Here is a 14200-nt window from a genome sequence, read left to right as displayed (position 1 = left end):
TATGAGAAAACAGTTTTTATTTATATTTTTAGCCTTGATTGTAGCGAATACAAGTCAGGCACAAGGAAAAACGACTAGAATTGGTTACATTGATATGGAATACATTCTAGAAAATGTTTCCGATTATAAAGAGGCTACAGCACAGTTGGAGCTTAAAGCCCAAAAATGGAAACAAGAAGTTGAGTCCAAAAAATTAAATATCAACACGCTCAAAGAAAATCTAAAAGCTGAAAAAGCTTTGCTGACGAAAGAATTAATTGAAGAAAGAGAAACTGAAATTAAGTTTCTTGAACAGGAAATGATGGATTATCAGCAAAAACAATTTGGAGTTGATGGTAATTTAATGCGTCAAAAAGCAGCATTAGCAAAACCAATTCAAGATCAAGTTTTTACTGCCGTTCAAGATATTGCTGAAGCTAAAAATTATGATTTTATCTTCGATAAATCATCTGATTTGACCATGCTTTTCAGCAACACAAGATTTAATATCAGCGATCAAGTTTTACGTGTTCTAAACCGAACTGAAAAACGCGAACAGCTGACCAAAAAGCAGCTGAAAGAACAAGATGCTAAAGAGAATCTTGAAAATGCAATTGATAACAATCCAGCAATGGCAGACCGCCAAAAAGCTTTGGATGAAAAAAGAGCAGCGAGAGAGAAACTCATTCAAGATAGAAAATTAGAACAGGAAGCTAAGAAAAAAGAATACGAAGACAGAAGAAATGCTATAGCAGCTGAAAGAGAAGCTAAAAAAAATGGCACGGTTTCTGGAACAGCTAAAACAACGACAACCAGCACACCTGCCTCGACAGAAGCTGCAAAAACAACTGCGCCTGCAACTACAACCACCAACTCAACTGCAAAACCTGCAGCCGTTCCTGCCACAGAAACAAGTACAGAACAGCCGGGAATGACAAAAGCAGAAGAGCGTCAACAATTGTACGAGCAGCGTAAAAAAGAATTAGAAGAAAGAAGAAAGAAAATTTTAGAAGAAAGAGAAGCAGCCAAAAAGGCGAAGGAGGCTGAAACACAAAAACCTAATACGACCAATAATTAATTAATATTTTAAAAATGATGAAACAAATCAAAACTTTACTAATTGCTGCAATACTTATTTTAGGAGCAAGTAACACAATGAATGCGCAAGCGAAGGTAGCTCATGTTGATGTAAGCGAAATCATGTCGAAAATGCCGGCTATGCTGGATGCTCAAAACCAACTGCAAAAATTAAGTGGTACATATGATGCTGAATACAAAAAAATGGTTGATGAATATCAAGTAAAAATTAAAAAGTACGAAGCTGAAGCTGCAACTGTTACTGATGCTGTAAACGGAGAGCGTTCTAAAGAAGTTCAAGACATGCAAAAAAGAATTGTTGATTACAGAGACAATGCTCAAAAAGAATTACAACAAAAAGAAACTGACATCGTTAAACCTTTAATGGAGAAAGTAAGAACTTCTATCCAAAAAGTTGGAAAAGCTAAAGGATTCCAATACGTATTAGACGGTTCTACTTTATTATTAGCTGATGGTCCAAACATCACTGCTGATGTAAAAAAAGATTTAGGTTTCTAAGAAACAAAAAAACTTATTTTTAAAAACTGTTCAATTCTATTTTGAACAGTTTTTTTTTACAATAATTTAAAAGAAATTCTATTCTATAATTGTCAAATTTGAATTAAATTAGAACAACTAATTAGATTAAAAAATATTAAATTTGCTTTATGACAAACAACAATCCTATAGGCGTTTTTGATTCTGGAATTGGAGGGACTTCCATTTGGAATGCCATTCACGAGTTACTTCCTAACGAAAAAACGATTTATTTAGCAGACAGCAAAAATGCTCCTTATGGTCAAAGAACAAAAGAAGAGATTGTTGCATTGAGTAAAAAAAATGTTGATTTTCTGCTGGAGCAAAACTGCAAATTAATTGTTGTAGCTTGTAATACTGCAACTACAAATGCCATAAGAGAACTTCGTGCCGATTATGATATTCCGTTTATAGGAATAGAACCTGCGATTAAACCTGCGGCCAACAATTCTAAAACACAAGTAATAGGCATACTAGCCACGAAAGGAACACTTAACAGTGAATTGTTTAATAAAACTGCTGAAATGTTCCAGAACACCAAAATCATTGAGCAGGTCGGCTATGGATTGGTACAGCTTATTGAAGATGGAAATTTGTATTCTCCAGAAATGACACAATTATTGGAATCTTATTTAAAGCCAATGATTGAAGCAAACATTGATTATCTTGTTTTAGGCTGCAGTCATTATCCATATTTAATTCCGCAGATTAAAAAAATACTGCCAGAACACATTCAAATTATTGATTCTGGAGAAGCCGTAGCAAGACAAACACAAAATGTGCTTCGCGAAAAAGCAGGATTTACAGATCAGCCCGAAAGCGAACCTATTTTTTATGTCAATTCGAATCCTGCGGTTTTAGAATCTATTTTAGAATACAAATATCCGGTTATAGAAAAAGATTTTTAGACTACTCTATTTTTCGTTTCAGGAACCAGATTCCGTCTAAAGATAGATTTAGTGAAATCTTATGATAATTTTCTTTAATTAAATTATCTGCAATTCTTCCTTTTTGTCCATATGAATATGAAATATTAAGTGCTGAAAATGTATTCTCAATTGGCAGCGAAAGTCCGATTGTAAAAGCTGCGTTATTTACCCTTTTACCATCAACTTCCAGATATCCGGTGTCAAAATTTACACCAGCTGCATATTGTATACGATCCCAGTACTTTCTAACATTTTTCTTGGCGCTGTAGGTAAAACCAAGTGCATAACGATCTTGATTGACAAAATCTCCATAAATATCTGATTGACCAGTCTCATTCCAAAAACTTTTTTCATAGTCTAAAGTCATGTTGACATTGTTTTTGAAACGTTTACTAATTCCAAAACCAATTTCAAGGGGCATGTAATAATCATCTACATCTGAAGCTTTATCTGTTTCAATAGAAGTTGTTACTTCATCTGCAATAACTGCCACAGATTGTACTTTGGAAGCTTTAATTTGCGAAGGCACTTTAAAAGTAGTTCCAATTGTAAGAGTAGAATCGATTTTAAACTGTGCGCCCAAATTGGCTCTAAGTCCGTTATAATCGGTTTTTTTATGAATAGTTGTTATAGCTGTGTTTACCAAAAAAGCTCTGTCTTCTACCGTATTACCAAACAAAACAGTTCCAGAGGCACCTACTGTTAATTTGCTTCCAAATCGATATCCGTAAGAGAAACTCAAATTGTTAAGTCCTCCAGATCCCGCAGCGGTTAAATAGTAAGATTCCTGACTGTCTGAAATGGGAAGTTTTAAATTAGAAATTTTAAAAGCAGCGCTCGAATAAGGCTGCAATGAAACGCTAAAACCCGAATTCTTAGTAACAGGAAATGCAAAAGCCAAATGTGAAAACTGAAAATTATTTCGTTTCTCTGTTTTCGAACTGCTTTGATAAGTTGTTGCCAAGGCTTTACCTCCAATATCAAATAGAAAATGATTTTGGGCCATAGACCCTAAAGAGGCAGGATTAAGATTATTGATAAAAGTTGTTGAAGGCAATGCTATACCTGCTGACCCAATAGATGGCAGTACTCCAAAATCGGACTCATACAAACTCCCTACTCCATATAGTGAATATGGAGAACTGGAAATACTTTGAGCGAACGCCCCAATTGACATGCAAATGAAACAGCTTAAAAAAAAGATTTTATTTTTCATCTAATAAGAGAGGTAATAAATTTTCAATTGGATTTTATTGTTCACATGTTTCTGATCTCCTAAAACAATTCTATTAACTGTCTTTGAGATTCCGGGCATCGTTAAAATCAGTGATGATCTTGAATCTGATTGTTTCAGCATTTCTTTTTGAAGAAAGGTTCCAACAGGAATGGTGTAACCAACATTCTCATTAAATTCATCACTTTTTTTATTCAGCAAGCCATAAACGGTTGTTCCTGCAGAATTTACCATTACGCCGCTTATTCGATTTAAATTATCGCCAACATAAATCTGAAGCGAATCTGCCAGGGGATAGTTTTCTGAATAAGAATTATTAACGGGTTTCAAAATCAGTTCGGCATCTATTATCGCTCCGTTATCTGCGATATATTTGAGCTGTTTGATATTGGGAAAGTCAATCTTACAGGCAACTCCTGTTCCGGACTGAATAAAACCTTGATTATTGGTTAAAAGACTGGAAAGTTTACTGCTCGAAATAGGAAGGTTCTGCAGCAATGTTCCTGTTTTATCTAATGAAATAGAATTAAACTGTTTGGCAACATCTTTAATGGTAAAATCAATATAAAAAGACTCCTCATCTGTATCTGCCTGATATTTTGAATAATACAAACGAACCTTGCTGTTTCCGACACTAAAGCCGATTACACTAGAGGAATTCGAATTTTCGGGAACCAGAACAAGCCCTTTGAAGTATTCTGTAAAACTATCAAAATCTGTAATTTCTCTTTTTTTGATTTTTTGAAAAAGCTCTGAACCAAATACATCACTCATTTTAATATTAATAGAGTCTTTTTGGATCGGTCTGGGTTTATACGAAATAGTTCCGAGACTTTCGCTGCCATAGCTTAAAGCAGAGTTATTATAAAAATTATTATCGTCCGTATTGGGTTTTACTTTTTGGGTCAGTCTATGAATATTAAAAGTCTGCACTTTTGTGGTATCTCCATAATAATAATTATCATATTTTAAAATCATCGAGATCGAATCAAAAACATAATTTACTGCCTGCGTATCGGATCCTGAATTTACCAGCGCATACGTGTCTGTAGAAAGCTGAAAATAGCTGTCTGACTTTACTTTCCCGAAAATGGGATCATCGTAATTTCCAACCAAAATCCTGTTTTTGCTTGAAGTGACCAGCGAATCAAAATTTATCGTTGACATTTCTACCGTAACGGTATCAATCATAATTACTTTATTATTTACAGCCAGATAATCTGAGCCCACTACAAACTCCCCCGCATCTGTATCTGTTCCGCAGGAAACTATTGCAGCAATACAAAACAAAACCAATAATAACTTATGCATAATTCATTTTTTGCACAAATATAGAAGGGTGCTTCCTGCGTCACCTAATAACATATACTATCCCGCTTTTTAAGACTACAAACAGGACAAAAACATCTACAATAGGATAATCGAACTAAAGTTTTAATTCGACCCTGAAAAAGGCTGTTTTGTCTATCAAAAATCATCATACATATATATTCTTTTTTTTAAAACAGCTGTCCTCCTACTTTTGAGCCAATAAAATAAGTAATGAGAGTAAGGTTTATAATTTGTTCCGTTTTTTCGATTTCGTTCTTTGGTCTTCATGCGCAGGAAAATTTTTCAGCGAATGTGAATATTAAAACAGAACCAACTGACAAGATAGACTTCAATGAAACCAATATTGGATTGACTTATAAAAAGAAAATAAACGATACTAATCAGTTTACAAATACAGTAGAATATTCGAATTTGAAATTGAATTACGATTCAAATACATATGAATCTCTTCCAGCTCTAAATCGACTGAATTTGATTCAGAATAAACTCGAATTTTCGCATGAGATGTCAAATCAATTCAAATGGATTTTAGCTGTAACACCAACGGCGGGTTTTGAGCAGTATTTAGACTGGAAAGATTGGTATGTTTTGGGAAGCATTAGCGCCAAAAAACAAATTAATACCGCAATCGCTTTAGAAATTGGAGCGGCCCGGACAACCATTTTTGGTGCTCCAAAATTTACGCCTATTGTCAATTTGGATTACAGGATAAATGAAAGTTTAGATTTAAAAATAGGTTTTCCAGATTCTAAATTTTCCTACTCTAATAATGCTCGAAATGCTTTTAGTCTGATGAATCAATTTAACGGAAGTTATTATCATTTAGACACCCATAAAAATTGGGATACCACGGCTTCAAAAGCTGTTTTGTCACAAATGACTACAGCAGTTGAATACGAAAGAAATGTAGACAAAAACTGGTTTCTGAATTTTAAAGCTGGATACGATTTTAATAAAAAATACGAGCTCTTAAACGACAGTAATAACAAAGTCTATGATTTTAGAACTGGTAACGGTTATGTCTTAGGAATTGGCATCAAATACAAACAATAAATAAATTTAATACACTATGATTAATCTAAAAAAAGGAATATTATTCACGGTACTTTTTTCGAGCCTCTTTTTTGTAAGCTGCAGTAATGATGATGACGATGATGAATTGGTTGGAAACTGGATTAAAAAATCGGCGTTTGACGGACCGGCAAGATCTAGTGCTACCAGTTTTGTTATTGGAGATTACGCTTACGTAGCAACGGGTTATACCGGAGATGTTTATTTGAAAGATTTATGGGCTTACAACTCTAATGGAGATTATTGGGAGCAAAAAGCAGATTTTACAGGGGTTGGAAGAAGTTCTGCTTCTAGTTTTGCATTAAACGACAAAGGTTATGTCGGATTAGGCTATGACGGGACGAATAAACTAAAAGATTTTTTTCAATACGACCCAACAAGTAACAGTTGGACACAAAAAACAGATTTTGCAGGAACGGCACGTTACGCTGCAGTTGGTTTTCAGGCGGGCGGCAAAGCGTATTTCGGAACGGGTTATGATGGAAACTATTTAAAAGATTTCTATCAATATGATGATACTGCCAATACTTGGACACTTGTAAACGGTTTCAGCGGTAATAAAAGACGTAATGCAACAGTATTTGTAATTTCAGATAAAGCCTATTTGGTAACAGGAACTAATAATGGCGTGTACCAAGAAGATTTCTGGGAATTTGATCCTGCTTCAGACAGTTGGACAAGAAAACGTGATGTCGATAAAGATACTGACGACGATTACAGTTACAATGACGATTACGCTATTGTACGTTCTAATGCTTCGAGTTTCTCAATGAATGGTTTAGGATATATTGTAGGAGGCGAAAGTATCAAAACAGTTTGGGAATATAATCCAAGCACCGATTTATGGGTAGAAAGAACCGCAATGGAAGGCGCAACAAGAACTGATGCAGTAGGATTTACGATCAACAACAGAGGTTTTTATATGCTGGGAAGAATCGGATCTACTTATTTTGATGATGCCTGGGAATTTAAACCACAAGACGAACAAAGTGACGACGATAATTAAACCTAAAAAAATCTTCTGGAGCAATCTTCAGAAGATTTTAGTCTTTTTATTTTTTGTTTTAATACTGAACAGCTGTCATCGAAAAGAAGTTTTAAAAACGGCGTCTTTTAAAACAGAATCCGGCTGGGGATATACGATTGCTTATAAAAACAAAATTATCATCAAACAATCTATAATTCCGGTCATAAGTGATACCAAAAGTTTTGCGACCGAAGAAGATGCTCTAAAAACAGCTGATTTGGTAAAACAAAAAATCAAAAAAAACACATCGCCAACGGTAACCAAAAAAGATTTAATTTTATTAAAAATAAAATTTTAAAATGCAGATAGATACCTTAAAAAATGCCGGCTATAACAAGATATTATTCCATTGTGCTATATGGGTTTTCTTCATACTGACTTCTTTAATTCAGTTTTACGAAAGTCCGTTTAAGATTAACAATGATTTTTATGTACAATGGATTACGGGAATTGTCTTGTTTTACCTGAACTATTTTTATTTGGTACCTGCCTTTTTACTGCAGAAAAAGTACTGGCTTTATTTTACTTTCGTTTTTATTCTTATTGCAGTGTTTATGCTTATCAGAATAAATTATTTTATTCCTGAGTTTAGGCATCTAAGACCCGAAAGCATGATGCAGCAAAGGATGATGCCGCACGATCCGCATTTTTTTCCAAGAGGCAGAATGCACCAGCGATTAGAAATGCGACAGCCGTTGTTTTTTAAAATAGGCCCTTCCTTTTTCTACATTTTAGTAATTACTATTAGTGCGATTATCAGAACCTTGACAGAGTTCTACAACAATCAGCAAAACAAATTAATAGCCGAAACACACCGAACAAATACCGAATTAATTTATCTGCGCAAACAAACCAATCCGCATTTTTTATTCAATTCTTTAAACAGTATTTATTCTTTGGCACATAAAAAATCTGATTTGGTTCCTGATGCCATCGTGACGTTGTCTGAACTCATGCGCTATATGTTGTATGAAACCGACAATAAAACGGTGGCTTTAGAGAAAGAAATCAATTACATTCAAAATTATATTGAATTACAAAAACTGCGGTTAAATAATATCGAAGACATTGTAATCAATGTACATGGTGACACCAAAAACAAATATATCGAACCCTTACTGCTGATTTCGTTTGTCGAAAATGCATTTAAATACGGGACAGATTATAAAGGCGCTGCTCATGTAAAAATCAAGATTTTAATCTCAGATAATGATCTCGATTTCTGGATCGAAAATACGATCGAAAACTATGTCAAAGATCCTGACAATTCTGGAATAGGCTTGGTAAATATTCAAAGCCGTCTTGATCTTCTTTATCCAAACGCACACGAACTAACCATTACACAGGATAATCAATATTACCGCGTTCATTTAAATTTAAAATTAGACGAAATTAAAACCGCAATTCAGTAAACACAAATGATTATGGACAGAAAGAAATTTATTCGAAATGGTATTTTAGGCATTGCTTCATTAGCAGCTTCAACAAAATTTCTAGAGTCTTGTTCTAAAAGCGATAATGACCAAACCGATTCTGAAAATTCAGAAGACGGAACCTGTGCCATTTCTCCATCAGAAACCAAAGGGCCTTTTCCGATTAAAACACCAAGTCAGCTGGTTTTAGAAAACATAAAATCTGATCGTGTTGGAATTGCTCTGCTGATTAATTTAAAAATCGAAAACAAAAAAACAGACTGTTCTCCTTTGGCAAATGTTTTGGTTGACGTATGGCATTGCGACAAAGACGGAAATTATTCGGAATATGGCGGTACTCAAATGCAGCAGACCGATTACACTTCGGTGCATTTTTTAAGAGGCAGGCAGACCACAAATGCTAACGGCGAAGTTTCTTTTATTTCCATTTACCCAGGATGGTATCAAGGCAGAGCACCGCATATTCATGTAGAAGTTTTAAGTGCCAGTGGTTCTTCTTTATTGGTAACACAAATTGCTTTTCCAGAAACTATTTCTAGTCAGGTGTACTCAAGTACCAATTATGCCGCACACGGTCAGGCCGATACGTCAAACACAAGCGATACTGTTTTCTCTGATAGTTTGTCTCAGGAATTGGCTGCCATGACAGGAAATCTAACAGACGGATATACTCTAAGCAAAACCATCACGGTGAATGCATAAAACAAAACTAACCAGTATTTTATGAAAATTTTACAACTTAATTTACTGGTTTAAAACTATTTTTGACTGCCAAAACAAATTGTGCAAAATTTAATCCTTACAAGATGAAATGTGTTATCATTGACGACGAACCCTTAGCGGTCGAATTATTAGAAGATTTTGTCAAAAAAGTAGATTCACTGGAATTGGTGAATACTTTTAATAATGCCATTGACGCCGTTTCATTCATCAATCAGAACAATATTGATTTGATTTTTCTGGACATCCAAATGCCGCATTTCTCTGGGATTGATTTTTTGAACACTATAGAAAAAAAACCTTTGGTGATCTTTACAACCGCATATTCTGATTATGCTGTTGAAGGCTTTAATCTGGGTGCCGTTGATTATCTGGTAAAACCGATTCCATTTCACCGTTTTTTAAAAGCAGTTGTAAGAGCACAGCAGGCCTCAAATCCTAGTGCATCTGTCAATCAAATTCCGGCAGAAAACACTCCTGCACCAGAAATCGATCAGGATTTTATGTTCGTAAGGGCAGAATACGAAAATGTCAAATTGAATTTTGCTGATATTCTTTTTATCGAAGGACTAAAAGATTATGTAAAAATATATACGACCGACAACAAGTTTACCTTGACTTTGATCAGCTTAATAAAATTAGAGAATCTGCTTTCCAGCAAAGGTTTTTCTAGAATTCACAGGTCTTACATCATCAATATAAAACACGTAAAATCGATTCAGAAAAATAAGGTTTTAATTAGTGATAAAAGAATTCCCATCAGCGAAAGCTACAAAAATTCCTTTTTCGAAAAAATCAACCTTTAAATTAAATTCTAAAGTAAAAAATTCCAATTCCAATATTTATATCACATTGGAATTTGGAATTTTTATTTTTGAAATTTCTTATCGTTATTCTTCGTCTTTAAACCAGCTTGAATACATTACGTAATTATTAGAAATACGCTCTATTTCTCCTGCAAAATTAGACTGGTCAATGTCTTTTACTTTTTTAGCAGGAACACCGGCAAAAATAGTTCCCGAAGGTACAACAGTATTTTGCGTTAAAACTGCTCCGGCTGCAATAATCGAATTACTTTCTACTACGCAGTTATCCATCACGATTGCTCCCATACCGATCAAAACATTGTCGTGTATCGTACAGCCGTGTACAATAGCATTGTGTCCTATAGAAACATTATTGCCAATAATTGTCGGGTGTTTTTGATATGTACAATGAATAATCGCACCATCCTGAATGTTTACTTTGTTACCTATTTTTATAAAATGCACATCGCCGCGTATAACCGCATTGAACCAGACACTGCAAGAATCACCAAAAGTAACATCTCCAACAATAGTAGCGTTTTCGGCTACATAACAATCCTCTGGAATCTGAGGCGATTTTCCGTTTACAGATTTTATCAGCATAATAAATATTTTTCTTTAATTAACTGCCGGACATTTACAATCGTAGCGTTCTTTTTTGCAGAACAAATTAAGTCCTAAAGTAATTTGATGATACGCTCCGTTATCAAATTTAACATCTCCCATAACCTGTGAGTACGTATATGCGAACATAAAATTTTTGAAATTTACACCCACAATCGGAGTAACGTATTGCAATTTTTGAGAAGAAACGCCGCTTCCCGAAATATACTCTGCGCCGTCAAAACTTCTTCTATAAGATAATGCAGCCCATAAACTTCCAAAATCCATGCTTTTGTAAGCCTTTATATTCAAATCGATTGTTTTTTCTTTTGTCTGATCAAACAATTGAAACAAGATAGAAGGTTCCCAAGTAATATTTTCATTTTTACCAAAAACGTAACCGGCACTCAGTAAAAATTTTCTAAGATTATCACTTTCGTAATCCGAATACAGCTGTCTTCTGGTCTCTAATAATCCCTGCACAGTAGCATGTGCATAAAAATCCATAAAATTATAAGACACTCCAACATCCATATTAAAATAAGAATCACTTTGGATTCCAGGAAAAATAGCCGGATCAAGAGTAGGTCCAAATTTTGTCCCATCTAGCTCATTCTGAATCACACCGCCGCTGATTCCAAAAGACAACTGATTTAAATCTATTTCGTCTCTCGAAAACATAATATGGTGGGCATAAGTAAGTTTTACGCCTTTTTGAGAATGATATCCGTTTTTATCATTAAACAAAATAATTCCCGCTCCAGATCGCTCTCCTATCCTGCCGTTAAAACTCAAAGTCTGTAACGCAGGCGCATCTTCTTGACCAAACCATTGCTTCCTGGCTGTTAATCTAATCTTGGCACAATTGGCGGCTCCCGCCATTGAGGGGTGAATTAAATAATAATTATCCGACAAATAGTCCGAATACACAGGAATTCCTTCTTGAGAATAAGCAAAAAATGAAGTGATCAAAAAAATCAATAAAACCCTGATTCTTAATTTCATAAAGATATTTTTTGTTTCATATAATTTTCACTCTCGCAATTTAATACGATTTCTTTGTAAAGACTCTTAATTATTTTATTAAAAAATCAAATATAGCCATTAGTAGAAAATAACTTTACTAAATTTGCAAAAAATATACTACCATGACAAAAATCACTATAAAAGAGACTCAAAATCCAACGATTTTAAAATTTGAATTTGAGGACTTTATCACTCAAAATCAAAATTTTGAATTCAAAAATATAGACGAAGCACAATCTTCTCCGTTAGCACAGCAATTGTTTTATCTTCCGTTTGTAAAAACAGTTTACATTTCAGGAAATTTTATTGCAGTAGAACGTTACAGCATTGTTGATTGGGATGACGTAAAAGATGCGGTTGCAGAGCAAATTGCAGCATTTGTTGACAAAGGCGGCGTGATTATTAAAGTAGATGAAAACACAGCCAAAAAACAGCCTATTACGGTTTACGGAGAAACAACTCCAAACCCGTCTGCTTTAAAATTTGTTGTGAGCAGAATGCTGACTAGAAATGCCGTTGAATATAAAAACATCGACCAGACTGCTTCTTCTCCATTAGCTCAGGAATTATTCAAATTTCCTTATGTAAAAGAAGTTTTTATTGATGAGAATTATATTTCGGTAACCAAATATGAAATTAACGATTGGGCTGAAATCACTTTAGAATTAAGAACTTTTATTAAAAAGTTTATTGAAAGCGGAGGAACTGTTCTTGACGAAAGTCTAATTCAGACAACAGCAAAAAATGACGTTACTAAAGATGAAGCTTTTGACAAGCTAGACGTTACTTCTCAGCAAATCATCAATATATTAGAAGAATATGTAAAACCAGCGGTTGCTGCTGATGGCGGTAATATTGCTTTTGAATCTTATAATGAAGAAGATAAAACGGTAAAAGTATTGCTTCAAGGTGCTTGCAGCGGTTGTCCTTCGTCAACATTTACCTTAAAAAGCGGTATCGAAAATATGCTGAAAAGCATGCTTAATGACGAAGCGATAAAAGTAGAAGCTGTTAATGCTTAATAAAAAATTTTAAAAATATTAAAACGTCTGAGTAATCAGGCGTTTTTTTTATACCGCACCTTAAACAACAATTATTTATCATTAAAAAAAACGACCATTCCTATAATTTAATTAATATTGTATTCTTAACCAATCAATTAACAACCATGGGATTATCTTCATTTTTAAAAAATGTATTCGGCTCGACAAAAGAGTCGGTGACAGAATTGGCAGTAAATGCCGAAGAGACTTTTGAACAAGTAAAAGAAGCCGCAGCTCCTTATATCGAAAAGGCAGAAACTTTTGCCGAAGAAACGATTGAAAAAGTAAAAGAAGCCTCTGAACCTATAATTGATAAAGCGGCAGCATATGCCGATAAAGCAGTTGATACCATTGAGGATGTTCTAGAGACAGTAAAACAAAAAACAGCAGTACTAGCAGAAGAGCCTAAAGAAACAGTCTCTGAAACGGTTGTGGATGTAAGCGAAAAACCTATAGCGGTTGAAGAAGATTAAACTATTTTTTTTTAATTATAAATAGCTGCTATATTTGCAGCGCATAATACCACCTTCTCCTATTGAGAAGGTTTTTTTATTTTAATACTATAATTATGAACCTCGATCCAGAACAAGTAAGTAGATACATTACTAGATTTATTGATATTTTGGTAGATTATTCTCCAAGATTAATTTCGGCATTTTTAATATTATTTATTGGTTTGTATGCCATTAGACTTATTAATAGAGTTATTAGAAGAATAATGGTTAAGAGAAATTTAGATCCGACGCTGACTAAATTCTTAGCCGATATTTTATTGTGGGCTTTACGTATTTTATTGTTTGTCACTTTTATTTCTAAACTAGGAATTGAGACTTCTTCTTTTGTTGCGATTCTTGGAGCAATGGGACTTGCGGTTGGTTTATCATTGCAGGGGTCGCTGTCCAACTTTGCCGGCGGCATGCTGATTATTGTTTTTAAACCATTCAAAGTTGGAGATACCATTGAGGCACAGGGTGTAATTGCAACTGTATTAGAAATCCAGATTTTTGTCACTAAAATGCTGACAGGAAATAATCAGACTGTATTTGTACCAAATGGTGCTTTATCAAACGGAACCATCATCAACTACTCGATGCAGGGAGAAAGAAGAGCCGATCTGACTTTTGCCGTTTCTTATGATTCTGATATTAAGAAAGCCAAAGAAGTTTTATTGGAGGTTTTAAATAAAAATCCAAAAGTATTAAAAAATCCAGCGCCAGAAGTTTTTGTTAAAAATCTATCTGCAAGTTCTGTTGATTTTGCCGTTCGTCCTTGGGCAGCAAATGCCAACTACGGATCTGTGTTTTCTGAGACATTAGAAAACTGCAAAGCGGCATTAGACGAAGCAGGAATAGCTGTACAGCCGTATACAATACAAAAATAAAA

General features: G+C 34.4%; 16 protein-coding genes. 12 read left to right on the top strand and 4 right to left on the bottom strand.

The features are described from left to right. Window position 1: 1 nt before the first annotated feature. From C4F50_RS11325 to murI, 3 genes are all read left to right on the top strand, one after another. Window positions 2–1057, top strand: a complete 1056-nt coding sequence (locus tag C4F50_RS11325; protein WP_194138767.1) for an OmpH/Skp family outer membrane protein — start codon at window positions 2–4, stop codon at window positions 1055–1057. Between the two features lie 14 nt (window positions 1058–1071). Next, complete coding sequence (locus tag C4F50_RS11320) at window positions 1072–1575, top strand: OmpH/Skp family outer membrane protein (protein ID WP_172426837.1); 504 nt, start codon at window positions 1072–1074, stop codon at window positions 1573–1575. A 149-nt stretch (window positions 1576–1724) separates the two neighbouring features. Beyond that, window positions 1725–2501 (top strand): glutamate racemase, encoded by a 777-nt coding sequence (gene murI / locus C4F50_RS11315; RefSeq protein ID WP_194138766.1) that lies wholly within the window; start codon window positions 1725–1727, stop codon window positions 2499–2501. A 1-nt stretch (window position 2502) separates the two neighbouring features. Here the strand turns inward: murI and bamG are convergent, their stop codons facing one another. Together bamG and C4F50_RS11305 are read right to left on the bottom strand one after the other, a co-directional pair. Then, on the bottom strand, window positions 2503–3738 hold the full coding sequence (bamG, locus tag C4F50_RS11310; RefSeq protein ID WP_194138765.1) for a BamG family beta-barrel-assembly machinery protein: 1236 nt from the start codon (window positions 3736–3738) through the stop codon (window positions 2503–2505). After that, a complete protein-coding gene (locus C4F50_RS11305) occupies window positions 3739–5067 on the bottom strand; it encodes a DUF4270 family protein (protein WP_194138764.1) in 1329 nt (442 codons plus the stop codon). Window positions 5068–5298: 231 nt separating this feature from the next. On the opposite strand from C4F50_RS11305, the gene C4F50_RS11300 reads away from it, so the two are divergent. The 6 genes from C4F50_RS11300 to C4F50_RS11275 all read left to right on the top strand — a co-directional run bounded on the left by C4F50_RS11300 (window position 5299) and on the right by C4F50_RS11275 (window position 10145). After that, window positions 5299–6141 (top strand): DUF6268 family outer membrane beta-barrel protein, encoded by an 843-nt coding sequence (locus tag C4F50_RS11300; protein WP_194138763.1) that lies wholly within the window; start codon window positions 5299–5301, stop codon window positions 6139–6141. Window positions 6142–6157: 16 nt separating this feature from the next. Next, a complete protein-coding gene (locus C4F50_RS11295) occupies window positions 6158–7165 on the top strand; it encodes a Kelch repeat-containing protein (RefSeq protein WP_194138762.1) in 1008 nt (335 codons plus the stop codon). Beyond that, window positions 7149–7484, top strand: a complete 336-nt coding sequence (locus C4F50_RS11290) for a DUF4907 domain-containing protein (protein WP_348537000.1) — start codon at window positions 7149–7151, stop codon at window positions 7482–7484. The genes C4F50_RS11295 and C4F50_RS11290 overlap by 17 nt, the downstream gene beginning before the upstream one ends. Window position 7485: 1 nt before the next feature. Further along, on the top strand, window positions 7486–8598 hold the full coding sequence (locus C4F50_RS11285) for a sensor histidine kinase (protein WP_194138760.1): 1113 nt from the start codon (window positions 7486–7488) through the stop codon (window positions 8596–8598). A 12-nt stretch (window positions 8599–8610) separates the two neighbouring features. Then, entirely contained in the window at window positions 8611–9321 is a 711-nt protein-coding gene (locus C4F50_RS11280; RefSeq protein ID WP_194138759.1) for a dioxygenase family protein, read from the top strand. A gap of 104 nt (window positions 9322–9425) precedes the next feature. Then, window positions 9426–10145 (top strand): LytR/AlgR family response regulator transcription factor, encoded by a 720-nt coding sequence (locus C4F50_RS11275; protein ID WP_194138758.1) that lies wholly within the window; start codon window positions 9426–9428, stop codon window positions 10143–10145. Window positions 10146–10229: 84 nt separating this feature from the next. Here C4F50_RS11275 and C4F50_RS11270 read toward each other — a convergent pair whose 3' ends face one another. Together C4F50_RS11270 and C4F50_RS11265 are read right to left on the bottom strand one after the other, a co-directional pair. Then, a complete protein-coding gene (locus C4F50_RS11270; protein WP_194138757.1) occupies window positions 10230–10748 on the bottom strand; it encodes a gamma carbonic anhydrase family protein in 519 nt (172 codons plus the stop codon). Between the two features lie 15 nt (window positions 10749–10763). Further along, on the bottom strand, window positions 10764–11753 hold the full coding sequence (locus tag C4F50_RS11265; RefSeq protein ID WP_194138756.1) for a PorP/SprF family type IX secretion system membrane protein: 990 nt from the start codon (window positions 11751–11753) through the stop codon (window positions 10764–10766). A gap of 143 nt (window positions 11754–11896) precedes the next feature. Between C4F50_RS11265 and C4F50_RS11260 the strand changes: the two genes are divergently transcribed. The 3 genes from C4F50_RS11260 to C4F50_RS11250 all read left to right on the top strand — a co-directional run bounded on the left by C4F50_RS11260 (window position 11897) and on the right by C4F50_RS11250 (window position 14198). Next, on the top strand, window positions 11897–12796 hold the full coding sequence (locus tag C4F50_RS11260) for a NifU family protein (RefSeq protein WP_194138755.1): 900 nt from the start codon (window positions 11897–11899) through the stop codon (window positions 12794–12796). Between the two features lie 146 nt (window positions 12797–12942). Beyond that, window positions 12943–13290, top strand: a complete 348-nt coding sequence (locus C4F50_RS11255; RefSeq protein ID WP_194138754.1) for a YtxH domain-containing protein — start codon at window positions 12943–12945, stop codon at window positions 13288–13290. Window positions 13291–13385: 95 nt separating this feature from the next. Further along, complete coding sequence (locus C4F50_RS11250) at window positions 13386–14198, top strand: mechanosensitive ion channel family protein (RefSeq protein ID WP_194138753.1); 813 nt, start codon at window positions 13386–13388, stop codon at window positions 14196–14198. Window positions 14199–14200: the final 2 nt, after the last annotated feature.

This window comes from Flavobacterium hungaricum (assembly GCF_015182285.1).
GTDB lineage: Bacteria > Bacteroidota > Bacteroidia > Flavobacteriales > Flavobacteriaceae > Flavobacterium > Flavobacterium hungaricum.
Note: the sequence above shows the minus strand (reverse complement) of the source record. Positions and strands in the feature narration are given on the sequence as shown.